Raw genomic sequence first — 26258 nt, 5'->3', positions numbered from 1 at the left:
ATTTATTAATCCTGGTAAGGAATCATCGCAAGCGCATCAGCAATTTTTTCGATGCCTTCCTGCAATGGCTTCTTCACCATACCCTTGATAAACATGTTAAGTTCTGCCTTGATGGTGAGTTTCATTTTGCATGAGAACTCGCCTGTAGGGAGCAGCTGAATCCAGAAGTTGAAAGGAACAGGGCTGTTTTCTGTTTCAAACTTGATGGTTTTAGGCTCCTCGCGGTCGATGATGCGCATCTTGATTTCACCCACCATAGGTGCTGTGATAGAGATGCTGTCGCTATCAAACTTGAGGTCCTTCAGCTTTTCCATTTCCTTTCTCTTGTCTTCCGGAATCTGGTCTTTCACCTGCTCGAATCGGTCTTTGAGCATCTGCAGGTTGTTCAGATCGCTCAATGTACGGTAAACAGATTCCTGTTTGTGAGGAATCTGTTTGATATTACTTTCGAATGTACTTGTACTCATTATTGATGGGTCAGCTTGATTACTTCTTCCAGTTAGCTGGGTCCTTGCGCCACTCGTGGAGCAGCTCTACGTCTTCCTGTTTGATATAGCCAGTCTCCAGAGCCTCTGCCACTACGTGCTCATAGTCGGTCAAAGTAACCAGCTTTACGTTAGCATCAGCAAAAGCCTTCTCGGCGATAGGGAAACCATAGGTATAGCTAGCTACCATGCCCACAATCTCGTTGCCGTTCTTGCGGAGAGCCTCTACTGCCTTGAGAGAGCTGCCGCCGGTAGAAATCAAGTCTTCTACTACCACAACCTTAGCCTTAGGGTCGAGCTGACCTTCGATGAGGTTCTGCATACCGTGATCCTTTGGTTTAGAACGAACGTATACGAAAGGCATGTTCAGTTCGTCAGCAACCAAAGCACCCTGCGCGATGGCACCAGTAGCTACTCCGGCTACAGCATCAGCCTCAGGGAACTGCTCCAGGATAGCGTGAACGAGCTCAAGCTTTACATAATTGCGGAGTTCTGGGAATGAGAGAGTCTTGCGGTTATCGCAATAGAATGGTGACTTCCAGCCAGAAGCCCATGTGAATGGATCATTAGGCTGCAACTTGATTGCCTTTACTTTCAATAACTTAGATGCGAATTCTTTCTTCAGTTTGTCCATAATCTTTAAAGGATTAAATTATTATTAATTATTTTGCAAAGGTACAATGATTTTTGCACACGGCGGCTATATTTAGGGTTAAAATGTTTTAACTCTCGGCAAAAAGGGCCTTTAGTCGTGTGCGAAACCTACAGTCAGCACGCTTATCTTCATCTTTCCGGCTGCTTTTATCAGGGTTTCCGCACAGGAGATGATGGTGGATCCGGTGGTGCATACGTCGTCGATGATGAGGATATGTTTGCCCTCAAGTTGCGTGATGGGGTGCTCGCCCTGCCCGTCATGATAGGTTGCTGCGGCTTCAAAAACCTGGCTCACGTTTTCCTGTCTTTCCTGCCGGTTCTTGTGGGTTTGGCTTTCGCTAAACTTTTTCCTTTTTACGGCATCCTTGATGATGGTCAGATGGGTGAGTTGCTGGATACCTTTGGCGATGAGAAGACTCTGGTTATAGCCGCGTTCTTTTTCTCGTTTTCGGGTGAGCGGGATGGGGATGATGGCGTCTATTCCGTCGAAGAACTGAATGCCTAACCCCTTCTTTGCCAGCATTCTGCCCAGATAGATTCCCATTTCAGGATGATGCATGTATTTCAGTTGGTAGACGGCTCTAGCCGATGTAGCATGGCTGATGTGATGGAAGAGAGCGCAGCAGCGTTCGATGGGAATCAGATGCCAGAAGAGTTTTGCCATCTCGTTGTCGTAGGGCTGTTTCCAGGTATCGGTTCTCGGCATGCGGAACAGACATTTTATGCATATCATCTCCTCCCCGCCAGCGAGCACATTTCCGCAGATGGCGCAGGTTCGGGGGAAGAATAAATCTAATATGTCTCTTAACAGGCTGGTACGCATGGCTTTACTCTTAATTTTGAGGTTTGGATATTGAACTTGATGCTTTGCTTTAGAATTCCTCTTCGAAATCGATGTCTCCCAGATCTTCTTCCTTCATCCGGTCGATGCATTTGTGGATAACCTCCATGCTGTATCCTCTTCCCAGGGCAAAGCGGATGAGTTTCATCGAGCGTTCATAGTCGTTCTTTGCCTTGATGGTTTTATATTTGTTTTTCATCAGGGGCAGGAGGGTTTCCATATACAGGTCGTCTTCAATCTCTTCGAAGATAGGGTCGGAGATGTCCTTCGGAATATGTTTCATCCACAGCGCCTGTTCCACCTTCCGGCGTCCCCACTTGTTGTATTTTATCTTGTCGTTGATAAAGAAGCGTGCGAAACGTTCATCGTCGATGAATTTCTTCTCGGTCAGGAATTCCATGTTTCTGGCGATGGCATCTTCGGACAGTTCCCACTTCTTCATCTTGTCGATCATCTCTTGCGAGCAATGTTCGGCTTGGGTGCAGAGGGTGGTGAGCTTCAGGAGCGCCTGCTGCTCGGTCATCGGCTTTTTATACTTTGAACTTTGAGATTTGAACATGATAATTTTACTTTGAACTTTGAGATTTGAACATTGAACTTTATGATTTGCCGGCTCGCATCATTCTCTGCTTTCCGAAGGCATCTTCCTTTGTATCAATAGCTTTAAAACCCAATCCTTCCAGCATTTCCCTTGTTTCTTTTTCGTAGATAGGATTGATTTCGAAGTATAATGCACCTCCGGATTTGAGGGCAGAAGAGGCATATTCGGCGATGGCCCTATAGAACTTCAGAGGCTCTTCATCGGGCACGAAGAGGGCGATTCCGGGTTCGTGTTCCAACACATTCTTCTCCATATCCGCTTTCTCCTTTTCGCAGATATACGGGGGATTGCTCACGATGATGTTCCATCTTCCGGTATCCGATGTTTCCGCCAATTTCAGGGCATCTTGATATTCTATTTTTACGTTACCGGCATCCAGAAGCGCAATATTTCCCTGTGCTATCTTCAAGGCATTTTCCGAAATATCCCAACCCGTAACCTCCGAGCCGCCGATGTCCAGTCCCAGCGTAATGGCGATGCAGCCCGAACCCGTACAGATGTCCAGGATGCGGATGGTATTTTCTTCCTTCTCTCCTTCCGTAATCCCTTTGTTTTCAGTCGCATCTTTTTTTATCCACTCGCAGAGTTCCGCCGTTTCGGGTCTCGGAATCAGCACGCCCGGCTCTACATGGAAGGTTCTTCCTGCAAAGTCAGCTTCGCCCAGAACATACTGTACAGGTTCGCTTTTTTGCAATCTTCTGATAATTTCTTCCAGTTTTCTTTCTTCATCTGCAGATAATTCATTAACTTTGCCGCAGATTATGTCGGTCAGCGTCATTCCGTACTTCACATCGAGCACGGTGCGGACGATAGCCTGTGCTTCGCCCGCCTCATATAGAGGGGTAATGGATTGCCAAAGTTGTTGATACGTTTTCATCTCTAAATCGTATATTATGATTTGAGAGCAAAGGTACGACATTTTATCGAAAAGTAAGTAAAAAACGAAGAAAAGTTTTAGATATGGAACAAAATAATGTTTCTTTTCAGAATGTGAAGACGGGCGAACCGTTGTCGCAAAAGGAAATAGACGAAATGTTTATGCGCCGCTGTCTGCAGCTGGCGAAAAACGGAAGAGAGAATGCCAAACCCAATCCGATGGTGGGAGCCGTTATCGTGAGTGGGGATGGTAGAATCATCGGCGAAGGCTATCATGTAAGATGCGGAGAAGGGCATGCTGAAGTCAACGCCTTTGCATCTGTTAAGCCCGAGGATGAGCATCTATTAAGCCAAGCTACCATCTATGTGAGTCTCGAACCCTGCTCTCATTATGGCAAGACGCCGCCTTGCGCCGATTTGATAGTAAGAAAAGGAATAAAGCGATGCGTTTGCGGCTGCGTAGATCCCTTTGCCAAGGTTCAGGGCCGCGGTATCCGAAAGATTCGCGAGGCAGGCATTGAAGTAACTGTAGGCGTTCTGGAGGCGGAATGTCTCGAACTCAACAAGCGCTTCATCACCTTTAACACCCATCAGCGTCCTTACATCATCCTGAAATGGGCGCAGACCGCGAATGGCTTTCTTGACAACGGGGGTAGGGGTATGGCTATTTCCTCGCCTTTCACCAAGATGCTCTCCCACAAGTTGCGTGCTGAGAACGATGCCATCCTCATAGGCCGCGTAACCGATGAGCGCGACCACAGTCAGCTCAACGTTAGAGATTGGAGCGGCAAGGACCCGATGCGCCTGGTCATCGACCGCCATCATCCTTGTTTCGAAGGTCTGTATTTCTCACGGGGCAAGACGGAAGTGTTGCAGCAAATCATGCAGTACTTATATAATAATAAGGTGCAGTCGCTGATAGTAGAGGGAGGCGCCATCACCCATCAGGCATTCCTCGATGCTGGACTTTGGGATGAAATCAGGGTAGAAACGTTGTTGTCCACATCTGTGGAAAACTCCGTAACTTCTGGAACGCCAGCGCCTATGCTTCCTCATAACGTCCGGTTAATCAGCCACGAGGCGTATGATGGAAATGTTATCAACACCTACGAGCGGATGTAATCTTCTCATAGATTTGCTTTTCCCTTCGGCCAGCGATTTTCAATTCACAGATGACACAGATTTAGTGGCGTATACCCAATTCAACATTTAACATTCAACACTTAACATTCAAAAAAATGAGTAACAGATTTACATCGCGTCTGAGCGATGATGACGATTTCAAGCGAGACGAACTGATACGTAAGATTGAGCATTCGGTAGAGCAGATGACGCTCTCAGAACTGGAAGCCCTGTCCTACGATATGTTTACCAAGGGTTATATGGAGGATTATTAGATTCCTGTTTTAACATAAATAGTTTCGAAGACTGATGCAAGTACTTACGAAAGCCGATAAATAATGAGGTTTCTGTCCAACAATTAGACGCCGGTGTCTAATTGTTGGACAGTTTGTTTAATGAGGCTTTTTATCTAAGGAATTGATTATCAGGAGAAATGCTGTTTTGGCACGGCTCTTGTCCTTATCATGCCAAAATGAAGAAGATTATGAAAAGAACAGGAATATTAATAGGATGGCTGGTCTGGACGGCTGGCGTCTCGGCACAGAGCTGGAGCCTTGACGACTGCATGAAATACGCCGTGGAACATGCCACGGAGGTGAAGCGGGAGGTGGTAAATGCCCGCCAGCGCAAGCAGGATTACCAGCATGCTGTGGCTGGATTTCTGCCTACCGTAACGGGAGGCGTACAGGGACAGTATGCCTGGGGACGAAACATCGACCCGGAAACCAATACTTATAATAATGTAACGACATTCAACAACTACTATCAGCTTTATGCCGAACTGAATGTCTTCGATGGTTTCGCCACCATCAACGCCTTGAAGCAGGCTAAGTTGAGTCGGGATTATTCAGCCACGGCGATGCAGAAGATTCAGGACGACCGAGCCATCGACGTGATGCAGAAATATGTGGATGCTGCCTATGCTGAGGCAAGCATTCAGATAGCAAGCGAGAAACTGAACGAAAGCAAGCGGATGCTGGCTAAGATGAAGCGCCTGTATGAACTGGGCGAGAAAGGGCGCCCGGATGTGGTGCAGATGGAATCGCAGGTGGCGGAAGATGAATACAATCTTACACATCAGGAGAATGTGGCAAAACAGAGTCTGCTCGCCTTGAAATCCGCGATGAATTTTCCGGTGGATGAAGAGCTGAAAATTCTGATTAAAGAGGAGCAGAATTTGAAGTTAACGTCTGATAATAAAGAGGTTTCTGAATCTGGAGTAAACTACGAAACCGTTTACCAGGCCTTCCAGCATATTTCTCCCGATTTGAAGTCGGCAGAATACGAAGTAGAGCGGGCACGGTATGATTACAAGATTGCAAAAGGCAGGTTGCTGCCATCACTCTCTCTCGGTGGCGGCATTTCTACTAACTATTATAAGAATCTCTCTCAGAAAGGGCAATACGATGGGTTTGCCTCGCAGTTTCACAACAACCAAGGCGAATACCTCGCGTTGACCCTTTCCATACCTATTTATAATAGCGACCGCTGGCACAGCGTGAAGAAGGCGCGTAACGACTGGCAACTGGCACAGGTGAACCTGGAGGAAACCCGTCGTAAGCTTCACGACCAGATAGCTCAGGCGGTAATGGATGCAGAGGGTTACGCCAAGGAGTTGCATCAGATGCAGAAGAAGGTGGCCTCAGATTCGCTCGCCTATCACATGTCGAGCCGGAAGTTTGAAGAAGGAATGCTTTCCACCTTCGATCTTCATACCGCAGCTCAGACGCTTCTGGAAAGCAGAATCAAGGAACTCCAGATGCAGATGCTGCTCATCATCAAACAGAGGTTAGTAGGTTATTATCAGGGAGAAAATTTAATAAGATAAATTATGGATATAAAGATAGAAAAGAAAAAATATCTCGTGCCTCGCAAGTATTGGGCATGGATTGGCGGAGGAGCGGTTTTGATCACAGTCCTCATTTGGTTGGGATTGAGCAATTTCTCTTCCACCCTGAAGGTGGATAGGAAGGGATTGAGCATCGGAACCGTGGAGAAGGCGCAGTTCAACGATTATGTTTCGGTGGATGGACAGGTGGTTCCTATCTCCGTGGTGCAGATCAGTTCAGAGGAAGGCGGTATTGTTCTGGAGAAAGTGGTGGATGAAGGTGCCCACGTAAACAAGGGCGATGTGATCGTGAAACTGAGCAATTCGAATCTCGACCTGGAGATTCTGAATGCCGAGAGCGAACTTGCCGAAAAGCAGGACATGCTTCGCAACACCCAGATTTCGATGGAGCAGGACCGCCTGAACAATAGCAACGAGGAACTGTCGCTTTCGCAGGATGTTATTACCAAGCGCCGTTCCTATCAGCATCAGGCAGCGTTGCACAAGGAAGAACTCAATTCGCGCGAGGAGTATCTCAAGGCAAAGGAAGATTACGACCTTGCCGTCAAGAAGCATGCGCTCATTAGCAAGCGATTGAAGAAGGATGCACAGCTCCGCCGTTCGCAGATGGATCAGATGGGCGATAATCTGGAAGCCATGCAGAAGAATGTGCAGCTGGTTCGCCAGCGCAAGGAGAAACTGAATATCCGCAGCACCATTTCGGGCGAAATCGGCTTGCTCGATGTGGAACTGGGACAGAGCATTTCTGCCGGACAGAAGATAGGAGTCATCAACGACCTCAGCGATTTCAAGGTGCAGGCGCAGGTGGATGAGCATTACATCGACCGGGTAAAACCGTGGCTCACAGCCACTTTCGACCAGAACGGCAAGCATTATTTCCTGCAGGTTCGCAAGGTTTATCCCGAGGTAAGAGACGGCAGGTTCCGCATCGACTTCGTCTTCAAAGGCGTTCGCCCTGGCAATATCCGAACCGGTCAGACTTATTATGTAGATTTGCAGCTCGGTCAGTCTAAGCAGGCAATAATTATCCCTAAGGGCACGTTTTATAGTGTAACGGGCGGTCAATGGATCTTTGTATTAGACAAGAGTGGCAAGAAGGCTTATCGCCGAAAGATAACCATCGGTCGCCAGAATCCTCAGTATTATGAGGTAATTGAGGGCTTGGAGCCGGGCGAGCAGGTCATCGTTAGTGGCTATGAGGCCTATAAGGATAATGATGTATTAGTTTTTAATTAGTAGTGATTAGTTAGTAATGATTAATTAGTAGTGATTAGTGATAAATTGGGCTAACGCCCTTGAAACAGGATATTTGATATGAATCATATTATTAACGCATTCAAAAATCTGCCTCGAAGAGGCCAGCACAATTTCGTGAAGATCTTGTGTCTGGCGCTCGGATTGGCAATCAGTTCGGTAATTATTGCCGAGATTTATTTCGAGCAGACTTACGATACGTATTTCCCAGGATGGGAAAGGACGTACCAGATTTCAGAAGTGGGCAGTAACCATGGCGAAACCATGGAGTTTACCAATACTTCAGGAGCCACCGCCCAAGGTGTAAAGCAATATGCGCCTATGGTGGAAGTTGCTACCAGTACTCACTATTTTTATGATGATGCCCAATGCAAGATGGAAGATCAGAACATCATTTCTGCCAATATCATGATGGCAGACAGTTGTTTCTTTGATGTCTTTCCACAGAAGATATTGATAGGCAAGGCTAAACAGATTTTATCCCAACCTTTGTCCTGTCTCATCGATTCAGAAACGGCAGCAAAGATTGGTGGTAATGTTGTAGGTAAGCATTTCACGCTTTCTAATTATCCGGGAACCACTTTTACCATCTATGGTGTTTTCGAAACGTTTCCCTGGGGTTCTTCCTTTCATGGTACGCAGATGATTCTGTCGAGGTGTAGTGTGCCATACGTATATTCCTACGATGGCAGAGGCCAATGGGTGGGAAATGATTCCTATAGGTCCTACATCCGGTTGGCAAAGGGGCATGAGGCAAAAGAACTCAAGCCTTACGTGAATAAGATGAGAGAGGATCATTTCCCTTTGAAGGAGATGAAGAATATGGGAATAGAACTGAACTATGATTTCACGGTATTGAGCGATGTTTACACCCAAAATCCTTATATCAAGAAGATGGGATGGATTATGGGAATTATCGCTTTTGTCCTCCTCTTCACTTCTGTGATGAACTATCTGCTTATCATCGTGGGAAATCTCGTGGGTCGTTCTCGCGAAATGGCTGTCCGTAAGTGCTATGGTGCCGAATCGAAGAACATTCATGCCATCATTTTCTCTGAGGCTTTGGTGCATGTGGGGCTGTCGGTTGTTCTTGCTGCAGGTCTTGTATTCCTTTGCAAGGGAACCATCGAAAACTTCCTCTCTGCTCCGGTAAGCACGTTGGTGCTTAATCGTGGCAGTTGGATATTGGTAGCTATCTGTATTCTGGTACTACTGGTTGGCGGCTTGCTGCCAGGTTGGCTTTACAACAGGATTCCTGTAGCCATCGCTTTCCGTGGTTATAATGAGAATCGCAACCAATGGAAACTTGGTTTGCTGGGCATCCAGTTCGTTATCTCTGGTTTGCTGTTCAGTTTGCTTTACATCGTGAATGGTCAATACCAGCTGATGTTGGGACTCAATCCTGGGTATGATTACGATCATGTAGCGATTGTTTCGATAGATGCCAGCAATAGAGACCAGCGCAACCAATGTCTGGCAGAAATCAGACGGATGCCGAATGTCGAGGATTGCAGTTCGACTTTTAATGTTCCGCTCGATGGGTATGATCGTAGTGGAAATATGGTTGGAGTACCTGGCGACGAGAAGAATACCTTTAATATCATGGAGATGTCGGGAGTGGATGACAATTTCTTCAAGATGATGAATATTCCTATCGTTCAGGGTTCTTTCTTTACGGAAAGAAATGACAGTTGCCGACAGGTAATTATTGATGAACGAGGTGCTGAGAAACTCATCAAAACGTGGCATTGGAAGGATGGCGTAGTTGGCAAGCAAATTACCTGTACAGGACATGATGATGGGAAAGGACATAATAGTATCTTTACCATTTGTGGCGTGTGCAGGAATATTCGCTGGGGTGCTGTGGAAACCGGGGGTGATGGAATGAATGAATTTCCTGACTTGTATTTCTATTCAGCCAAGACGGCTTACTACATGTTGGTTAAGTTTAAAGAACTAAGGGATGAATCGTTGTCAGAGTTGCAATCGAAGGTGCAGGCGATGTATCCGAACAATAAGGTCATCGTGAAGAGTTATGTTTCTGAATTGGCTAACCAGTATGCTTCCCAGCTCAATTTCCGCAACGGAATCCTGGTAGCCGGCATCGTAACGATGATTATCGCCCTCTTCGGATTGGTGGGTTATACGAGTGATGAGGTGAACCGCCGCCGCAAGGAGATTGCGATCAGAAAGGTGAACGGGGCGAAGGTGAAGGATATTCTTCGCATCTTCCTGAAGGACATTATGAAGATTGCCTTGCCTTGCATCATCGTGGGCGACTTGGGGGCTTGGCTGATAGCCAGACAATGGCTGATGTCGTTCAGCGAGAAGATTACGATGACGCCTTTGCTGTTTATCGGCGTTACCATCATCTTGCTCGTCATCATTGGGCTTTCCGTCATCATCAACTGCTACAAGGTGGCGAATAGTAATCCTGTGAAGTATCTCAAGGATGAATAAGTCTCCCACAGATTTTCACAGATGACACAGATTTAAGGGCGTATGCCCAAATTAAACATTAAACATTAGAAGAAATGATAAAAGTAGAGAATCTTTGCAAGTCTTTCCGCACAGAAGATGTGGAGACGATTGCTTTAAATAACGTATCTTTCACAGTAGAAGACGGCGAGTTTGTCGCCATTATGGGACCATCAGGTTGTGGCAAATCCACCTTGCTCAATATCCTCGGTTTGCTCGACAACCCAACTTCGGGAAAATATTTCCTGGGTAATCACGAGGTGGCAAACCTGAAGGAAAAGGAGCGCACGGATGTGAGAAAGGGAGAAATCGGTTTTGTGTTCCAGAGCTTCAACCTGATAGATGAATTGAATGTAGAGGAGAACATCGAGCTTCCTCTTACTTACCTCAACATTCCGAAGGCGGAGCGTAAGGCAAAGGTGCAGGCGATTATGAAGCGAATGGCCATCAGTCATCGTGCCAAGCATTTCCCTCACCAACTTTCTGGTGGTCAGCAGCAGCGAGTAGCCATCGCCCGTGCCGTGGTCTTTGGTCCAAAGCTCATCCTAGCCGATGAGCCTACGGGTAACCTCGATTCCAAGAATGGAGCTGAGGTGATGCATCTGCTTACCGAGCTGAACCACGAGGGCACCACCATCGTCATGGTAACGCATAATGAGCACGATGCCAAGATAGCCCATCGCACCATCCGTCTGTTTGATGGACAGATTGTGGAGGCGGAGGGCAATCAGCTTTAGTGCTTCTGTCACTTCTGAGGGGCATCCGATGCTTTGTTAGAAGAGAAAAGTCATAAATCGCTTGGTGTTAGCCTCTTTCTGCTTCAGCTCTTCTTCCATTCTCTGTATTGCCATCTTGAAGAAGAAGCGGATGAGGTGCTCGTCGGTTGCTTCCGTACGAATCATACGGAGGACAGAAATGTATTCCTGTCGGGCTTCGGATGGGATGATGAGGAGAGGATGATTCAATCTTAAGAGAATGTAGTTGCTGATGAGTCGTCCTGTTCTTCCATTCCCATCACGGAACGGATGGAGATATTCGTAGAAGCCATGGAAGCGGGCGGCAAGAATCATGGGATGAACGGCTGCTGAAACGATGGCTTTTTCGGTAGATTCCAACAGTTTGGGAATTCTGGCGATGAGTTCTTCGTGGTCGCCAAATACCGTGTCGCCTGCAGCCATGTCCGTGGTGGTGTATTCGCCCGGAATGGCTTCTGGAGAACGGTAGGAAAGCGTGTGGCTGGTAACTCGTCTGTTGATTTCTTTCAGAAGATTCTCGTCGAGTGGATGTTGCGTGTTTTGCATCATGTACTCAAAGGCTTCGAAGTGGTCAAGCATTTCGAAAGCCTCGAAAAGAGTCTTTCCGGCAGGAATCATCCCTAATCCTTTCTCCTTCAGTTCCCGGGTATCATCTACGGAGAATGAGTTGCCTTCAATGGCGCACGAATGGGTAGAGAAGAGTACTTCATTATATTTGATGTACTCTTCTCTATCCATTTTATTGATGATAAGGGTTTGATATTTGCGTCTCAAATCCTCGTATTCCTTGATTTCCTTTTCGAATGCCATAATCTTCTGTATTTGTGGGGACAAAGATACGATTTTTATGGATAAACACCAAACTTTTCTTTCAAAAAATGTGCTTATGTTATGGGATGATGATGCGGAAGGTGGTGATTCCCTGTGCCTTGTCCTGATGGAGCGAGAGGCTGCCGCCGCTTACTCGCATGATCTGGCGGGAGAGGGAAAGACCGATTCCGCTTCCTTCCGGCTTCGTGGTGAAGAACGGGATGAAAATGTGGGAGGCTACATCTTCGGGGATGAGACCGGCGTTGTTGCTCACGTCGATGATGATGGATTCCTGGACGTTGGCGTAGGCTTGGAGACGGATAAATGCCTTCTTGCTTGCCGCGGATTGCAAATCCGCGGAGCGGCATTCCTGCTTGTCTTCTCTTTCCTTTTCCCTGAAAGCTTCTACGGCATTCTTTAGAAGATTCGTTACTACGTGAGAGAGGAGGCTCTCGTCGGCGTAAACCAGCAAATCCTTGGGAGAAACTTCTATCTCTACTTCGTGGTTGCAGAGCAACGCCATTCTTTCCAGGAATGGTTCCACATAGAAGAGGGCAGGCTGAGGCTGGGGAACATGGGTAAAACGGCGATAGTTGTTGACGAAAGCCAACAGTTCGGTTCCTGTTTTGTGGATGGTTTCCAAGCCTTGCTTCAGGTCTTTATCCTCTGTAACCCGGGTAAGCAGAGTTTCGCTCAACGAAGTAACCGGCGTGATGGTATTCATGATTTCATGGGTCAGCACACGAATCAGCTTGATCCAAGAATCCACCTCCTGATTGCTCAGCTCGTGGCTCACGTCGCTCAGGGCGATGATGCGCACGTGCTTGTCTTTCAGCATGGCTTGCGTCTCATGCTTTGCCAGGTGTTCATCCTTCAGTTTCCCTTTTACCTGGTTCATGTGGGTAAGCACATCCGTATCAAGCAACCGGAGGGCTGCCTGATTATGTTGCAGGATGTTGTCGTGGCCATCCACCACCAGGATGCCCGTATCCACCGCATTCAGAATCTGCTCGTAATATTTCTCCCGATCCATCTGCTCCTCTCTCGTATGTTGCAGGAAAAGCTTGATGCGGTTGAGGGACTGGTGTAGAATTTTATCCTCCTTAAACCTCTTCTCCGTAGGAAAACTGAAGGAGAAATCCCCATTATCTATCGCATCAAAAAGGAAGGTTACCTTCTTGATGTTCCGGCGATAGTGGCGGTAGAGCCAGATGTTGACTGCTACTAAAACTACCAAAATCACCAATAAAACGATGATTGCTAACTGATTATTCATCTGATAACTAAAAATCCGTGTAATCTGTGTAATCCGTGCCTAAATTCATAACCCGTATCGCTTAATCTTATTGTAAAGCGTCTGGCGGGAAATGCCCAGTCTTGCAGCTACTACCGACAGATTTCCTTCACATTCCCTGATGGTTTTCTCTATCATTCGGCTTTCCATCTCGTCGAGCGTCTGAACCTCTTCCAGAGGCTTCTCTTTTCTCTGCTGGTTTCCGCCGTCAATATCTTCGGCAGAAATCATTCCGCCATCAGACAGAATCACGGCTTTCTCGATGGCGTGCTGGAGTTCACGGATGTTTCCGTACCATGGCAAACTGGTAAGTTTTTTCTCAGCTTCTTCCGAAAAACGGAGATTCAACTTATTATATAAATCGCCATATTGATGGAGGAATCTTTCTGCCAGCGGAACGATGTCTGATTTTCTCTGTCTCAGGGCAGGCAATTCCAGATGGATGGTATTGATGCGATAGAGCAGATCCTCTCTGAATTCGCCATCGTTTACCATCTGCTGCAGGTTGCGGTTGGTGGCGCAAACCAGTCGTACGTTGATGGAAATCTGCTTACTTCCGCCCACTCTTACGATGCTTCTGCGTTGCAGGGCGGTAAGGAGTTTTGCCTGAAGACTGTAGGATAAGTTTCCTATCTCATCCAGGAAGATGGTACTGCCGTCGGCAAGCTCAAACTTGCCCGGTTTATCCACCTTGGCATCGGTAAAGGCACCCTTTACATGACCGAAAAGTTCGCTCTCGAAAAGGGTTTCCGTAATGGCTCCCATATCCACAGGCAGCATTTTCTTTCCACATCTTGTGGATAAACGGTGTATCTCGTTGGCTAACACCTCTTTACCCGTTCCGTTTTCGCCCGTAATGAGAATGTTTGCATCGGTTGCAGCAACCTTTTCCACAATACTTCTCAAATTGTTCATAACTTCGCTATCTCCCCAATACATAGCGCTTTGCGCATCTTTTCCACCAGGTTTTCCACCATTCCTGTTAATAACGTTATCCACAGCCCTGTTCTTATCCCTAGCCTCTACCAGCGTACGGATCATCTTCTCGTTTTCAAAAGGCTTCACGATGAAGTCGGCGGCACCTTCCTTGATGCCTGTTACGGCAAGTTGGATGTCGGCGTAGGCGGTAAAGAGTACCACTTCGGTTTTCGGGCTGAGGCTCTTGATTTCCCTGAGCCAGTACAATCCCTCGTTTCCCGAATTGATTCCGCTGGAGAAGTTCATGTCGAGCAGCACCACGTCGGGATGCTCCTCTCTCAGCTTGGCTGGGATGGAGTTAGGGTTGGCGATGGTGATGATGCCATCGAATATGGGTTCCAGCAGCATCCTTACCGTAGTAAGAATGTTGCGGTTGTCATCAACAATCAATATCGTTCCTTGTTTCTTAATCATGGTGCAAAGTTACGAAATATCATAGAAAAGTAGTAATGTTTGTCTAATAATTAGACGAAAAAATGCCGATAATGACGCCAAAAGTTGCTTTTCCGGCAGCTTTTGGCATCTTTATCGGCACTTGTTTATTCAAAATTCTGATTCCTGATGAGGAATTGCTTATCCTAAAAGGGGAGTTACAGCTCTATCGGAACCACTATCTTTATGCTGAAGTTGCGCCCCATATTGTAAACGCCTCTTCTGCCTGTAACCTGGTTTACGTCAAGATACTTCAAACGGCTCAGGTGGTTCTGGTAAGCACGGTTGGTAAGGTTCTCGCCCGAAAGATAGAGCGAGAGAAGGCGCTTGCCATGGAACTTCACGTCGGTACCGGCATACATATTTAATAAGGTGTACGATGGCGTGGCGGTCTCCGTATCGTTGGCTGCGAAATAATGGTTCTGGCGGAGATTGCAATCCATCTGTAGCTTTACGAAGAGATGGTCGAAAGTCTTGCCGTCGCAGACAAACTCATACCTTACATCCGAAACCCAGCGAGGGGCTGGGGTGAATGGCAGATACTTTGATTCGGATGGCTGATGCAACTGAACCGAGTTGACATACGAGAAGGTGTTGCCGATATGCAGATGCTCCACAGGGTGGATGTCGATGCTCGCCTCACCACCCAGAATGCGGGCGTCGCCCGAAGTAAACTGATAGGCTGGCGTGTCGTCGATGAGGACTGGCTGATTGTTCTCATCTGCCAACTTCTCGCTATAGATGTAATGGTTGATGCGATTGGCAAACAGCGAGAGCTCTGCCGAAATGATAGGCGAAGAATAATCCAGACCAAGGTCGAATTGCCAGCTGTTTTCCGGCTTCAGACTGGTATTTCCCAATTCGTATCGCTGGGTTCCCTCGTGCACACCATTCGATGATAATTCGCTGATGTTTGGAGCACGGAATCCTCTTGCCAGGTTCAGCTTCAGATTGAAATCAGGCAGGATTTCATAAGCCAATCCGATGCTTCCGGTTACTCCTTCAAAGCTGCGCTTAAAGGCCTGGAAGCGGAAAGAATCATTCGATTCAGCATCATCCTCTTCTCTCAAAGCCTCGCTGTGCAGGTGGCGATGATCGTATCTGACGCCTCCGCTCAAGTTCAGTTTGTCTATCTCCTTGCTCACCGTGGCAAATACACCATAATCGAAGAGATGATAGGCTGGCACCAGAAATTCAGAACCTTTATTAACCGATTGCTGCCACATGCCGTTGATGCCCGTAGAGAACTTCCAGCCATTCATTTCCGGCGAGAGATAATGCAGGTCGTAATTCATGGTATGGAGCATGAAGTCGAGTCCGCATTCCTTCGGATTCTCTTCCTCCTCAAACTCCTGACGGCGGTTCTGCTGATAACCCAGGAGGAACTTCAGATTGCCGTCGCCCAGGAACCAGGAATTGTCGAGCACCGCCTTGTAATGGTGAATCTGCTGATAAGGCATCGGTTTGCCGTAACTCTTGGCATCGTAGCCATCCGGAATTTCCAGTTCGCCCGTTTTCTCATCTCTTTCTCCCTCTACGATGCCCGGAGTGAGATGATAATAATCGAGTGTGAGATGCGAATGTCCCTGGCGATAATTCCAGCCGAGGAGCTGTGAAAGGGCCTGCTCTTTGAGTGATGAACCGAATACATAACCATCGTATTTATTCTTGTAGGCATGCGCCATCTTTCCGCTGTAGCGGGTGTTCCAGACGAATCCGCCCTGGTTGCCGGCAAAGTTGAGCGAATAATCAAAAAGTCCGTTGTTGGTTTGATAACCCGTTGAGAAATTTGCTCTCATGTCGCCCTTGGCAAGGGTAGGAGCGGAGTGGAAGATGAGGACGCCTGCCATCGCATCCGATCCATACGTGAGACTTGCCGGACCTTTCAGAATCTCTACGGAATGAACCGAAGCGGGGTCGATTTCTATTCCGTGTTCATCGCCCCATTGCTGTCCTTCCTGTCTGATTCCGTCGTTTACCACTACCACGCGGTTATAGCCCAGGCCACGGATCACGGGCTTTGAAATTCCGCTTCCCGTGGTAATCTGCGAAACGCCTGGCTGGTGGGCGATGGCGTCGATGATGTTGGTAGAAGGTTGCATTTCGAGCTGGCGGGCAGAAACGAAGGAGATAGGTGCCGGCGATTGTTTCAACTTCTGGCTGCCCGTCAAGCCTGTTACCACCACTTCGTTCAGTTTCACGCTCGATTCCGTCAGCGGCAGGTGTCTGGTAGAATCGCTTGCTTCCTCTTCATGAATGTTTGCATCCTTCTTATCATAATTTGCTCTGTTTATAGCCATAGCAGGGGCTGTTGCCGATGAGCACAGACTCATCAGCAATATTGATTTCAATATTGTTCTCATTATGTTATTTGTTACCTTATTCTGTTAATATTCAATTATTTATAAAAATAGAGAATAAGGAGGAGCACGGGTAGATTTTACCCCCTTCGCCCTGCACAGGCAAGGAGAGCAGAAGGCACGGCGATGGGAGAGATGGAGCACGATGATGGCAACCCATACCACGAGGGATGGAGCCAGATAAGGAGTGCTTTGCAATTGGCAAAGCACACAGTCGTGCATGGTATTCTGCAGGGCTATCAGATGCCCGTCGTGATGAACATGATGGGCACAATCGGCACAATAGAAATCAGCATGAGTTCCCTGCGCTTCACCATGGTGGTGAAACGTAACGGCCAGCAGCATCGGCAAGTAAACCAATAGCATCAGCCAGGAAATTCTGATTCTCTTATGCGTTATCCTCTGCATTTATCTACAGTATTCTGTTTTTATTTGCAAAATTAATCATTTCTGTCGGGATTATTCTTAGGATTCCGATATTTTAACGAAGATTATTTGTTTTTCAGCAGAAAAGCCATGTAGAGGGGAAGAATGAGTGTTTGTGATCATCACTTTTCCATTCTTTGAGATATTTCTCGATTTTTCGTTTAAACATCTGTTTTCTAATGATTTATGATGTATTGCCCTTTATGCTGTGCACGTTTTCCAAGGGACTTTTCTTGAATTCACGCACGTTTTTCAAGGGACTTTTTGCTCTGTTCTGCCACTTTTCCAAGGGACTTTCGGTTGCAAAGATACAAAATTTCCTTTCTCTCCGATTATTACCCTGATGCAGGGCAAGCCTGCAGGAAATCATCACGGCGCTGAACGAGATGGGGGTGGCAAGAATCAAGATAGAAAAGCTCTAGTTGTCTTGCAGTAGCCATTTCCAGATAGGTACTACCTCTATCGTATAACCATCTGCCTTTATTGGGGTCTGGTAATCACGGGTGATGATGTAGCCGTGATAGCCTGGAAAGGCTTTCAGAAATTTAGATGCCTACGAGAATATAATTCGACTTGTCGCCGAAAAGGAAATCTCGGTGAACCAGTTTGTAGTTCGGGATGGCTATTTGCTTCTCGATGATGATATTTTTGATAATTTGCTTGTCCATACAGAAATATTTTAAAGTATACTTTTCAAAAATACGAAAAGATTTCTAACTATACTTTGAAATAATCCAGGAAAGCGGCTTGTTTAAGGAAAATTAATGTTTTTCCTATGATTTTCTGTTCCTAAGGTGAAAAGCAAATGGATTGGGCTTGCCTTCTAGAGAAAAGGGGATTTTCCTGGGGCTGCGTTCCAATTAGCTTGCTCCGGTTGGCTGCGTTCCAATTGTTCCAGTTGTTCCAATTAATTTAGAGTGGGTTTATATCTTTCGATTGTCCTTTCTCTTTACTTCTTTATATTATATAATATATTGATTATTAATTAATTATATATATAATATATAAATATATATATAAAAATAAGGGTAGGAGGGATATGTTGAAAAAATAATTGGAACAACTGGAACGGGAACGCTTCCTCTTTCTCTAGAAGGCTTATTATCAGATAGTTAATGCATGGAAATGGCGTTCCAGTTAGCTCGTTCCAATCTTCCAAAATCAGAAAAAAGAAAATATTTCTTCCAAAAAAGGGGCGTTTTTCGGGATTTTATTCGTATTTTTGCCCTGTCGTTTGATACGATTTCAACAACAAACAATTCAAAACCTAAAAAAATAGTTGGATTATGAACATATTTAAAAAGCTATTTGGTGGCCAAAAGACTACTGAGGAAGTGAAACAGGAGAAGGAAAAGGGCTTCGACAAGGTGAAATATGAGGGTGTTCGTGCTCTCCGCATGCATCAATTTGACCTTGCAGCCAAGTCTTTGGAACACGCTCTGCAGTTGAATGCCGAAGATTTGGAATGCCGTGACTATCTCTCGCAGGCTTACATCTCTATGGGTGATCTGCAGAAAGCCTATGAGCAGTTGCAGATTCTCTCGGAAGCCCAGACCGACAACGTGGCGGTGTTGCTGCGTATGGCGGATGTGGCGTATATGATGGAGAACTATACTGCCATGTCGGAGGTATGCGATAAGGCTCTTCACCTGGACACATCGAATCTGCAGACCTATCTCTATTATGCCAAGGCTTGCCGGGGATTGGGCGAACCCATCCGTGCCGTGTCGATGCTGACTGAGGCGATAGGCAAGCGTGAGGATTTCTATGCCGCCCGATTGCTTCGTGGTAGCATCCTGTTGGATCAGGATCTGCTTTCCGAGGCAGAACTCGATGCAACTTTCCTCTATGAGCATATTCCGGGCAACGAGGATGTGCTGTTACTGAAGGCTCGTGTAGAGAAGGCGCAGGGAAAGATGGAGGAGGCTGAACAGACCTACGGTAAGGTGATGGAGGTAAATCCTTTCTCTATTGATGCGTATCGCGAGCGCAGCGAGGTTCGCAGAAGTCTGGGTGATAGTGCCGGTGCTGCCGAGGATGAGGCTGCTGCCAAGGAAATGGGTGCCGAAATTCCGGAACCATCAGAGGGAATAGAGCAGAAAATCAAGGAAAAAATGCAGCAGATGGACCCCTATAAGGTTTTCCATAACGAATACTGAATAATAGAATTTCATCTTTCTAACTGGAAAAAAATATTTTCCCAGTTAGAAAGATTATTTTTTATAACTACAAGTCGTCGTTTTCATCGTCTATAAACGATAAAAAGTTGTTGTTTTTGTCGTCTATAAACGATAAAATGTGTATTTGGATTACTGATGACATGCAAAAAGGCTGAACTTTGGGTTAGGAAGTCCAGCCTTTTGCTTATTTGTGATTTCGGGAAAAGCGAAGACGGCTTTTACTTGAATGCGCCTGCATCTGAATCATAGTTGTTGATGTTCTTCCGGATGTTCTTCTTCTTTCCGGAGAAGAAGTTGTAGCTGACACCCAGCGTCAGCATGCGGCGATTATCCTTGATGATGTGCTGTTCCGTCTGGTTCATAATCGGATTGTCGAACGTCTGGCTCTCGTACTTGGCTGGTGCAAACATCCACAAGCCATAGAACGAGAAACGCCAGGCTCCCTTCTGGTAAAAAGCAGAGAATTCACTCTTGGACTCATCTGCCTTGCGATAGTCCAGGACTGCCATCTTCGAAGGAATATTTCCCTGGTAAGAAGCTCCCCAGTTTCCCTTCCGGAAATAGATGCCATATTTGAAAGGACTCCACCAGTAGCAATGGCGACCATAGGAATTGCTGATTACCTCCCGTTCAAAACCTCCACCCACCATCAGTTTCAAAACCTCGTTCTTGAACGGCTTGAACTGAAGATAATAGCCTGTGCCATAACGCCAATAGAAACTGCCGTTTTCATAGGTAGAAACTATGCTGCGCCTGTCGTTCACCGTGGTCCAATAATAATAAGGTGTAATTACCTTGTCATTATAGATTCCATAAAGTGCTACTTGCAGGTAGAGCATCGCATCATTATAGGTGTATCTGAATATCGGTCCCCATTCCATCGTAGCCTTTACATTCGGGTTGCCCTGCTTCATCAGTCCGGGGATGACAATCGTCATGTTCTCGCTCAATGTTGAGATGGCGGGGTAATTGGTGCCGCTGGACGATAGCAGCTGCAACGAACCGTTCTTCAGCTTATAAGATAAATACAGCAACGGAAGAATATAGTTGTTGTTATAGGTGAGATCCTGATAGCTCTGGGTTCTCCACGTGCTCTTTACGCCTATACGATAGGTAAACTTGCCGATATGGTTCTGGTATTGGGCATAAACCGTATTGATCTTGATGCATGAAGAATACTTTGAAGGCTCATAGCCGGAAAGGATATTGCGCACATTATAGTCGCTCCACTTGTTCCAGGTGTACACTCCTGCCGACAGCTCTCCCTGCTCCCATTCTTTGGTATAATCAGCTTCTCCTATCAGGGAGTAGATGTGGCTCCTGGAGTGCATGTTGTCATCGGTCAAGATGCTATCCTTGTCGGAAGTCCATTGCCGGTTGAGCATCTGCTGCCTGGTGTTGAAGTAAGAGCCGAGCAAGTCCACATCGAGTGTCTGCTTATGGGCAAACTGCTTGCTGAGATAGAGATCTACTGCTGGTTTCACGTAATCTACAATATCCTTCGTGTTTCCGAAACCATCCTTCCAAGCCTCGTTTCCTTGCGTTGCAACCTCGCTATTTCCCCGGTTGAACTTATGTGACAATTCTGGTGAAAAGGTGACCTGGAAGGTTACGTCATCTGGCTTGCTGTAAGCATACTTCAGGTTGAACTTGTTGTCGGTATAGCCAAAACGTTTGTGCAGATGGTAATCATAGACAGCCTGTTGGTCGTCAAGCGTAAAGGAATACTGGTTGTCTTCTATCCAGTCACGATAGTTTCTCACGTTGATGCTGTAATCGAAGGAAAACTGATGATTGCCCTTGTTGTACTTGAAATACACATTGTCATTGCTAAACCCTGTAGTCAAGGCACTAGACACGTCAAAACCGGTAGTATAACCCGTATCAAGCGGCTTGGTAATGATGTTCATCAAGATGCCCACATCGCCGTATCTGATAGGAGGATCTTCGTAGTATTCCACCTTCTTTATTTTGTTGGCGGCAATAGCTTTCAGGTCGTTCTCACTCGTCATCGGCACGTTGTTGATGAGAATCTTGATGGATTTGCCGGTTATACTGGATGTCTTGCCGGTCATCGGATCGGTATAGATTCCCGGGAGTGTTCCCAGAAGATCCTGTGAATGGCGTGAGTTCCTGATCTGTTCGTCAGAGAATGTATAAGAGGCATGGTCGCCGTGGTCGATACGCAGCTTGCCCTTTACTTCCACCTTGCCCAGTTGATAGGCATTCGCCTGCATCTTCACATTTCCGATGTGGGCGTACCAGCTTGCAAATCGTCTTGTAGCCCACGAAAGAAACCTTCATGAGGGCCTGCTTCTGCTGGCAGGGGATAACGAAATCGCCATTGGCGTTGCTCACGCCTCCACAGAGAAAGGAGGAATCCTTCGGGTTGAGCAGTTGAATATTGGCGAATTCTACAGGAAGATTGTGATTGTCTATCAGTCTGCCTATCAGCTTGCGCTCGCTCTTGCGTATGCATTCTACCGTGATGAGGCTGTCGCCCACGGTCATCTGCATCGGATAGAAACCGATTATCTTGCGGATAGCATCGGGAATATTGGCTGTCTTCACGTTCTGGGTAACTGTGAAATCCTCCAGTTCGTTGTAGATGAAACTGATTTTATAGCGCTTGGAAGCCTTGTCGAGGTCGATGAGGACGTCCGACATGCTGCGGTTGTGATAGTTGCGCTGGATGTGCTGTGCGCTTATCGCCAGGGCGAACGTGCATAGCAGGAATATGATGGCTGAAAATCTTCTCATAATGATACTTTTTAACTTTGAACTTTGAGCTTTATGATTACTTTGAGAGTCGATAATATTATGCTTACTTTTGATAAGCTTGTTATTTTACAATCAGCTCGTTTTGTTGCAATTCGATGTTTACATTCTCGAATTGGTTCAGTTCTTTTACGATGTTCTCGATGCTCGAATGACTGTTCCATTCGTAATAGAGGCGGAGGGTCTTGTCCTCGTTATTCTCAAACTTCACTTGTAAATCATAATAAGAAGCAATCTCTGAAATCATCTGCTCGAAAGCCACATTCTCGAAAGTCTTGTGAATGGCTGGCTTTTCTGGTTTCGGATGAGTCAGGGAATCCTTTGCTGCTACCTGCTTTGCGGAATCTGAATTTATGACTTCCGGATGAGTATCTGCGGTTACCTGGGTTGGTTCCTGGCTGCGCTTGATGTAAGTATGGATTGCGGCAAAGGCAATACCCGAAATCAAGACAAAGCCGGCGATGGATGCTGCCAGTTTGCGCCAGGAAGTAATAGGATGGGATGCTGCTTCCTGAGCAGCATTCTGGGTTGCTTCTTCCTGAAGTTGATGCTCCTGGCTGAATTTCTCCCATTCCTCATCTACATTAATAATAGGAGAGGGGTTTTCAAGTGCAGAATCCACTTCCATCATCGTCTGATAGAGTTTTCGGCATTCTTCATCCTGCAATATTTCACGAATCTCCTCATCAGAATACTTCTCCTGATGGTCGATGATATCCAGTATTTTTTCAAACTTGTCCATAATAAATCTGCTAAGGGTTAAACTTTTGCTTTAATTTTCTGATGCCTTGCGCCAGATGCTTATAAACTGCCACTTCGCTGATGCCCAATTCCGTAGCAATCTCCCGATATTTCAGTTTCTGCCGAAAACGGAGATCGAGTACCTTGCGGGTTTGTGGCGTGAGCTCAGCATTCATATAAGCCAGAATTGCTTCGTATTTGTCGGTTTCCCTGTCTATTTCGGCAATCATCGATTCCTGGGGAACTATCGAAGGCGAAGTATCGGCTTTCAGGAGATGATGAACACGGTCTTTCATCTTCTTTCGGCTCAACAGGTTGAGGCATTTATGGCGCACACACACCAGAAGATAGCTCCCGGCGTTGGCGGAAGGCAGGGGCGAATTGCTGGCTATTGTCTCGTTATCAAGACCCAGTTGGGTCTTTCCGTCGAGCACATCGGCAAAGACTTCGCTCACCACATCCTTGCTGGCTGCATCATCCTTCAGAAGTACCCTGGCCAATTGGTACATCCTCAGATAATGCTGCCGGAAGAGCTGTTCTATCGTTTCTTTGTTTATTTGCATTACTTTATTTCTTTTCTTTTGCCTATATTACAATCGAATTTTCATTTTCCTAACCCTTAGCAGAATTTTTTTAATGCAAATTTTTAAAATGTCAAAATTACCCTATCGGACTTGCTCCTTCTTCAGATGCTTGTAAAGCCAAAGGAAGGCGGGAATGAGGAAGAAATCTGCCATGACCCACGCTACAGGGTCGCCGAAGCAGACACCCGTCCACGCCAGGACTGGTACCAGCCAGAGACTCACACCGCATCTCGCAATCATTTCCATTACGCCACTCAGCATCGAAATTTGAACTTTGAGTTTTGACCATTGAACTTTATGATTAGTTTTTGTTATCCTAAAAATATAAAAAGGTGGATGCACTCTTTATTTGAGCGCATCTCCAATCTTCTGTTTGATTTGTGCCATTTTATTGCGGCGCTCAATGGAAAACGTATCTCCGTGGGCTTCCACATAATCGAAGAGCATGAACGCCTTGTTCAGGAGTTCATCTCTTGCGGGCTGTCCCACGGTATCCGCCTCGTGATAGTAGAGTTCGGCAAGCATATCCATCTTGGAGAGTCGCTTCTCCTCGTCGTCGATTCCTGCCATCGCCTTCATCACGTCCTCGATGGTGGCGATGCTGTAGAAGGCGTAAGGGCCTACGTATTGATTGTAGAGCTCCTTAATCTTCTCACGTCTCACCTCCACCTCTTTCTTTTCGAGCATTCTTTCGAGTGCCGCCATAAACTCGCGAATCAACCGCTGTATGTAGTCTCGTTGTAGCATAAAATAGTCTTTATTTTATTCGTTGTTGTTGATAGCTTCCACATACTCCCACAGTTTCTTGTAGAAAGGATGTTTCGTCATCGTGTCCTTGTTGCCCAGGATGATGAGCTTCATTCGGGCTCTCGTCATCGCCACGTTCATGCGGCGGAGGTCTTTCAGGAATCCTATCTGACCTTCATCGTTGGAACGCACCAGGGAGATGAGAATTACGTCTCTTTCCTGTCCCTGGAAACCATCTACCGTATTCACGCTTATCAGGCGGCGGTAAGGCTTGAAGAACTCATACTTCTTGATGAGCTTCTTGAGATATTGTACCTGGGCACGGTAAGGCGAAATGATGCCTACATCGATTCTTTCCTCCAAAACGCGCTGCTTGCCTATCTTGGTGAAGTATTCCGCCAGAGTGAGCAGGGTAAGTTCGGCTTCTGCCTTGTTGATGCGCCCGAAACTCTCGCCCACAAACTGCTCCTTGAAGTTCAAATCAGAATTCTGATTGGCTGCAGATACAGAAGATGCTGTGGAAGCAGAATCCTCAGGAGCATCTTCTCCTTCTATCGTTATCTGATTCTCCTCGTTCGAAGTGTCAATCCACGTTATCGGATGGTCATAATCCAATACGCTGCGGTATTTGATCTGAGGCGCACTCTCCACCTTGCCCCCGTAGAACCAGTCGCTGGAGAATCGCATGATTTCGTCGTTCATGCGGTATTGGATTTTCAGCAGGGTTACCACCTCAGGCTTGTTTTCGGCGATGCGCTCCATCAGGGTCTTGCCCAGTCCGGCTCTTAATGCCGCAATACTCTTTACGGTAGGCGGCAGCTGACAATGGTCGCCTGCCAGAATCACCCGGCTGGCTCTCTTCATCGGAATCCAGCAGGCAGCTTCCAAAGCCTGGGCAGCCTCGTCGATAAAGAGGGTACCGAACTTCATGCCTTCCAGCAGATGATGGGCTGAGCCTACGAGGGTACAGGCGATGACACGCGCCTCGCCAAAGAGTTCTGCGTTGATGCGGAGTTCTATCTCGGCAGCACGGCTCTTCAGCCTATCCATCTTCTGATGATAGTTTTCGCTACCCTTCTTTCTGTTCTTTCTTAATTCCCTGATTGCCTTGCGGATTGCCCAAAGCTGAGGGTAATCAGGATGGCTCTCAAAGCGACGCTCGTAGGTGAAGCCCAGCATCTTGTCGTTCACGCGGGTCGGGTTTCCGATACGGAGCACGTTGATGCCTCTATCCACCAGTTTTTCTGATATCCAGTCTACCGCCATGTTGCTCTGTGCACACACCAGAACCTGGCTCTCACGCATCAGGGTTTCGTTGATGGCTTCCACCAGGGTTGTAGTCTTTCCGGTTCCCGGAGGTCCGTGAACGATGGCCACATCCTTCGCCCAAAGCACCTCGTTCACAGCCCTTTCCTGGGTAGGATTGAGCCAAGGGAACTTCATCGGTTCGAAGGAGAATCTTCCTGCCTTCTGATGGGAATAGAATAAATCGCGGAGATAAGCCAGACGGTTGTTCTTCGCCTTCATCACGCGGTCCAAGGCCTCGAACATCAGTTTGTAGCTGGTTTCGTCAAAGGATAGCTGTACGCCGATAGGATCGGTTGACTGCTGAAGTTCGAGCAGAGGGGCAGAATCGGGTACGGTAACCACCATTCTGTCGCCATCTACATAACTCACGGTTCCGGTAAAGGAGAAATATTTAAGTTCTTCACTTCCTTCACTTCTAAAGAACATGACGGGGCGACCGAACTCAAAATTGTGCTCGATATCCTGGTCAGAGGTTCGGAAAACCTCTATGGCTGTCTGGTTCAGCGAATTATAAAAGCTCTTTCCCACCTGTAGCGGGAACCAGGCATCACCTCGTTTCACCTTCCGCTGCATGCCCATCTGTTCGGTAAGCTTGCGGAAGGCTTCTTTCTCGGTATAATACTCCAGCTGGAGCAGGGTGCGTTGCTGCAATAATGCCTGAATTGGTGAAATCTGTTCCATATAGGGTGCAAAAGTAGCGTATTT

Annotated in this window: 24 protein-coding genes and 1 pseudogene; 7 read left to right on the top strand and 18 right to left on the bottom strand. The window is 46.8% G+C overall.

Annotation, left to right across the window (positions count from 1 at the left end; translation table 11 throughout):
* Positions 1-5: 5 nt before the first annotated feature.
* The 5 genes from KUA48_RS08350 to prmC all read right to left on the bottom strand — a co-directional run bounded on the left by KUA48_RS08350 (position 6) and on the right by prmC (position 3458).
* The gene (locus tag KUA48_RS08350; protein ID WP_117587246.1) at positions 6-467 is read right to left on the bottom strand and encodes an SRPBCC family protein; all 462 of its coding nucleotides are present in this window, start codon (positions 465-467) and stop codon (positions 6-8) included.
* Between the two features lie 19 nt (positions 468-486).
* Positions 487-1119 carry an orotate phosphoribosyltransferase gene (gene pyrE, locus KUA48_RS08345; protein WP_006848066.1) on the bottom strand — a complete coding sequence of 211 codons (633 nt, stop codon included), beginning with the start codon at positions 1117-1119 and terminating at the stop codon, positions 487-489.
* 111 nt (positions 1120-1230) lie between these two features.
* On the bottom strand, positions 1231-1872 hold the full coding sequence (locus tag KUA48_RS08340; protein WP_256624436.1) for a ComF family protein: 642 nt from the start codon (positions 1870-1872) through the stop codon (positions 1231-1233).
* Between the two features lie 139 nt (positions 1873-2011).
* A complete protein-coding gene (locus KUA48_RS08335; protein ID WP_153087250.1) occupies positions 2012-2539 on the bottom strand; it encodes a regulatory protein RecX in 528 nt (175 codons plus the stop codon).
* 40 nt (positions 2540-2579) lie between these two features.
* On the bottom strand, positions 2580-3458 hold the full coding sequence (gene prmC / locus KUA48_RS08330; RefSeq protein WP_256624437.1) for a peptide chain release factor N(5)-glutamine methyltransferase: 879 nt from the start codon (positions 3456-3458) through the stop codon (positions 2580-2582).
* 83 nt (positions 3459-3541) lie between these two features.
* Here prmC and ribD point away from each other — a divergent pair, with 83 nt between their 5' ends.
* The 6 genes from ribD (at position 3542) to KUA48_RS08300 (ending at position 10897) form a co-directional block, all read left to right on the top strand.
* Positions 3542-4579: a bifunctional diaminohydroxyphosphoribosylaminopyrimidine deaminase/5-amino-6-(5-phosphoribosylamino)uracil reductase RibD gene (gene ribD / locus KUA48_RS08325; RefSeq protein ID WP_218432640.1), complete on the top strand. Its 1038-nt coding sequence runs from the start codon at positions 3542-3544 to the stop codon at positions 4577-4579.
* 116 nt (positions 4580-4695) lie between these two features.
* Positions 4696-4854, top strand: coding sequence for a hypothetical protein (locus KUA48_RS08320; RefSeq protein ID WP_022121547.1), 159 nt, complete (start codon positions 4696-4698; stop codon positions 4852-4854).
* Positions 4855-5063: 209 nt separating this feature from the next.
* A complete protein-coding gene (locus tag KUA48_RS08315; RefSeq protein ID WP_256624438.1) occupies positions 5064-6407 on the top strand; it encodes a TolC family protein in 1344 nt (447 codons plus the stop codon).
* A gap of 3 nt (positions 6408-6410) precedes the next feature.
* Positions 6411-7664: an efflux RND transporter periplasmic adaptor subunit gene (locus KUA48_RS08310; protein ID WP_218432645.1), complete on the top strand. Its 1254-nt coding sequence runs from the start codon at positions 6411-6413 to the stop codon at positions 7662-7664.
* Positions 7665-7742: 78 nt separating this feature from the next.
* Positions 7743-10142, top strand: a complete 2400-nt coding sequence (locus KUA48_RS08305; protein WP_218432647.1) for an ABC transporter permease — start codon at positions 7743-7745, stop codon at positions 10140-10142.
* Between the two features lie 74 nt (positions 10143-10216).
* Positions 10217-10897, top strand: a complete 681-nt coding sequence (locus KUA48_RS08300) for an ABC transporter ATP-binding protein (protein ID WP_119229881.1) — start codon at positions 10217-10219, stop codon at positions 10895-10897.
* Between the two features lie 36 nt (positions 10898-10933).
* Here the strand turns inward: KUA48_RS08300 and KUA48_RS08295 are convergent, their stop codons facing one another.
* From KUA48_RS08295 to KUA48_RS08270, 6 genes are all read right to left on the bottom strand, one after another.
* The gene (locus tag KUA48_RS08295; protein WP_203052969.1) at positions 10934-11725 is read right to left on the bottom strand and encodes a Fic family protein; all 792 of its coding nucleotides are present in this window, start codon (positions 11723-11725) and stop codon (positions 10934-10936) included.
* A 79-nt stretch (positions 11726-11804) separates the two neighbouring features.
* The gene (locus KUA48_RS08290; protein ID WP_153087260.1) at positions 11805-13001 is read right to left on the bottom strand and encodes a PAS domain-containing sensor histidine kinase; all 1197 of its coding nucleotides are present in this window, start codon (positions 12999-13001) and stop codon (positions 11805-11807) included.
* Positions 13002-13046: 45 nt separating this feature from the next.
* The gene (locus KUA48_RS08285; RefSeq protein ID WP_218432648.1) at positions 13047-14411 is read right to left on the bottom strand and encodes a sigma-54 dependent transcriptional regulator; all 1365 of its coding nucleotides are present in this window, start codon (positions 14409-14411) and stop codon (positions 13047-13049) included.
* A 176-nt stretch (positions 14412-14587) separates the two neighbouring features.
* Positions 14588-16792 carry a TonB-dependent receptor gene (locus KUA48_RS08280; protein ID WP_218432649.1) on the bottom strand — a complete coding sequence of 735 codons (2205 nt, stop codon included), beginning with the start codon at positions 16790-16792 and terminating at the stop codon, positions 14588-14590.
* Between the two features lie 39 nt (positions 16793-16831).
* Complete coding sequence (locus KUA48_RS08275) at positions 16832-17197, bottom strand: hypothetical protein (RefSeq protein WP_218432650.1); 366 nt, start codon at positions 17195-17197, stop codon at positions 16832-16834.
* Positions 17198-17760: 563 nt separating this feature from the next.
* Positions 17761-17883 (bottom strand): hypothetical protein, encoded by a 123-nt coding sequence (locus KUA48_RS08270; RefSeq protein WP_254974904.1) that lies wholly within the window; start codon positions 17881-17883, stop codon positions 17761-17763.
* A gap of 618 nt (positions 17884-18501) precedes the next feature.
* Here KUA48_RS08270 and KUA48_RS08265 point away from each other — a divergent pair.
* Entirely contained in the window at positions 18502-19374 is an 873-nt protein-coding gene (locus KUA48_RS08265; RefSeq protein ID WP_218432651.1) for a lipopolysaccharide assembly protein LapB, read from the top strand.
* A 239-nt stretch (positions 19375-19613) separates the two neighbouring features.
* Here KUA48_RS08265 and KUA48_RS08260 read toward each other — a convergent pair whose 3' ends face one another.
* The 7 genes and pseudogenes from KUA48_RS08260 to KUA48_RS08230 form a co-directional block, all read right to left on the bottom strand.
* On the bottom strand, positions 19614-21638 hold the full coding sequence (locus KUA48_RS08260; protein ID WP_218432652.1) for an outer membrane beta-barrel family protein: 2025 nt from the start codon (positions 21636-21638) through the stop codon (positions 19614-19616).
* Positions 21541-22155, bottom strand: a complete 615-nt coding sequence (locus KUA48_RS08255) for a carboxypeptidase-like regulatory domain-containing protein (RefSeq protein WP_218432654.1) — start codon at positions 22153-22155, stop codon at positions 21541-21543. The genes KUA48_RS08260 and KUA48_RS08255 overlap by 98 nt, the downstream gene beginning before the upstream one ends.
* 82 nt (positions 22156-22237) lie before the next feature.
* Positions 22238-22915: a DUF4974 domain-containing protein gene (locus KUA48_RS08250; protein ID WP_153089188.1), complete on the bottom strand. Its 678-nt coding sequence runs from the start codon at positions 22913-22915 to the stop codon at positions 22238-22240.
* A gap of 10 nt (positions 22916-22925) precedes the next feature.
* Positions 22926-23477: an RNA polymerase sigma factor gene (locus KUA48_RS08245; protein ID WP_218432656.1), complete on the bottom strand. Its 552-nt coding sequence runs from the start codon at positions 23475-23477 to the stop codon at positions 22926-22928.
* A 102-nt stretch (positions 23478-23579) separates the two neighbouring features.
* Positions 23580-23765, bottom strand: a pseudogene (locus KUA48_RS08240) (MATE family efflux transporter); the annotation flags it as partial.
* A 78-nt stretch (positions 23766-23843) separates the two neighbouring features.
* Complete coding sequence (locus KUA48_RS08235) at positions 23844-24245, bottom strand: hypothetical protein (RefSeq protein WP_153090577.1); 402 nt, start codon at positions 24243-24245, stop codon at positions 23844-23846.
* Positions 24246-24260: 15 nt separating this feature from the next.
* Positions 24261-26234: an AAA domain-containing protein gene (locus tag KUA48_RS08230; protein ID WP_218432658.1), complete on the bottom strand. Its 1974-nt coding sequence runs from the start codon at positions 26232-26234 to the stop codon at positions 24261-24263.
* Between the last annotated feature and the right edge of the window lie 24 nt (positions 26235-26258).

Origin of the sequence: Segatella copri, assembly GCF_019249795.2 — a bacterium.
GTDB classification, from domain to species: domain Bacteria; phylum Bacteroidota; class Bacteroidia; order Bacteroidales; family Bacteroidaceae; genus Prevotella; species Prevotella copri_B.
Note: the sequence above shows the minus strand (reverse complement) of the source record. Positions and strands in the feature narration are given on the sequence as shown.

What these genes read in the sequence shown, in the direction of transcription:
- KUA48_RS08350 (WP_117587246.1), bottom strand. Translation starts at nt 467, where the DNA reads ATGAGTACAAGTACATTCGAAAGTAATATCAAACAGATTCCTCACAAA.
- pyrE (WP_006848066.1), bottom strand. Translation starts at nt 1,119, where the DNA reads ATGGACAAACTGAAGAAAGAATTCGCATCTAAGTTATTGAAAGTAAAG.
- KUA48_RS08340 (WP_256624436.1), bottom strand. Translation starts at nt 1,872, where the DNA reads ATGATATGCATAAAATGTCTGTTCCGCATGCCGAGAACCGATACCTGG.
- KUA48_RS08335 (WP_153087250.1), bottom strand. Translation starts at nt 2,539, where the DNA reads ATGTTCAAATCTCAAAGTTCAAAGTATAAAAAGCCGATGACCGAGCAG.
- prmC (WP_256624437.1), bottom strand. Translation starts at nt 3,458, where the DNA reads ATGAAAACGTATCAACAACTTTGGCAATCCATTACCCCTCTATATGAG.
- ribD (WP_218432640.1), top strand. Translation starts at nt 3,542, where the DNA reads ATGGAACAAAATAATGTTTCTTTTCAGAATGTGAAGACGGGCGAACCG.
- KUA48_RS08320 (WP_022121547.1), top strand. Translation starts at nt 4,696, where the DNA reads ATGAGTAACAGATTTACATCGCGTCTGAGCGATGATGACGATTTCAAG.
- KUA48_RS08315 (WP_256624438.1), top strand. Translation starts at nt 5,064, where the DNA reads ATGAAAAGAACAGGAATATTAATAGGATGGCTGGTCTGGACGGCTGGC.
- KUA48_RS08310 (WP_218432645.1), top strand. Translation starts at nt 6,411, where the DNA reads ATGGATATAAAGATAGAAAAGAAAAAATATCTCGTGCCTCGCAAGTAT.
- KUA48_RS08305 (WP_218432647.1), top strand. Translation starts at nt 7,743, where the DNA reads ATGAATCATATTATTAACGCATTCAAAAATCTGCCTCGAAGAGGCCAG.
- KUA48_RS08300 (WP_119229881.1), top strand. Translation starts at nt 10,217, where the DNA reads ATGATAAAAGTAGAGAATCTTTGCAAGTCTTTCCGCACAGAAGATGTG.
- KUA48_RS08295 (WP_203052969.1), bottom strand. Translation starts at nt 11,725, where the DNA reads ATGGCATTCGAAAAGGAAATCAAGGAATACGAGGATTTGAGACGCAAA.
- KUA48_RS08290 (WP_153087260.1), bottom strand. Translation starts at nt 13,001, where the DNA reads ATGAATAATCAGTTAGCAATCATCGTTTTATTGGTGATTTTGGTAGTT.
- KUA48_RS08285 (WP_218432648.1), bottom strand. Translation starts at nt 14,411, where the DNA reads ATGATTAAGAAACAAGGAACGATATTGATTGTTGATGACAACCGCAAC.
- KUA48_RS08280 (WP_218432649.1), bottom strand. Translation starts at nt 16,792, where the DNA reads ATGAGAACAATATTGAAATCAATATTGCTGATGAGTCTGTGCTCATCG.
- KUA48_RS08275 (WP_218432650.1), bottom strand. Translation starts at nt 17,197, where the DNA reads ATGCAGAGGATAACGCATAAGAGAATCAGAATTTCCTGGCTGATGCTA.
- KUA48_RS08270 (WP_254974904.1), bottom strand. Translation starts at nt 17,883, where the DNA reads ATGGACAAGCAAATTATCAAAAATATCATCATCGAGAAGCAAATAGCC.
- KUA48_RS08265 (WP_218432651.1), top strand. Translation starts at nt 18,502, where the DNA reads ATGAACATATTTAAAAAGCTATTTGGTGGCCAAAAGACTACTGAGGAA.
- KUA48_RS08255 (WP_218432654.1), bottom strand. Translation starts at nt 22,155, where the DNA reads ATGAGAAGATTTTCAGCCATCATATTCCTGCTATGCACGTTCGCCCTG.
- KUA48_RS08250 (WP_153089188.1), bottom strand. Translation starts at nt 22,915, where the DNA reads ATGGACAAGTTTGAAAAAATACTGGATATCATCGACCATCAGGAGAAG.
- KUA48_RS08245 (WP_218432656.1), bottom strand. Translation starts at nt 23,477, where the DNA reads ATGCAAATAAACAAAGAAACGATAGAACAGCTCTTCCGGCAGCATTAT.
- KUA48_RS08235 (WP_153090577.1), bottom strand. Translation starts at nt 24,245, where the DNA reads ATGCTACAACGAGACTACATACAGCGGTTGATTCGCGAGTTTATGGCG.
- KUA48_RS08230 (WP_218432658.1), bottom strand. Translation starts at nt 26,234, where the DNA reads ATGGAACAGATTTCACCAATTCAGGCATTATTGCAGCAACGCACCCTG.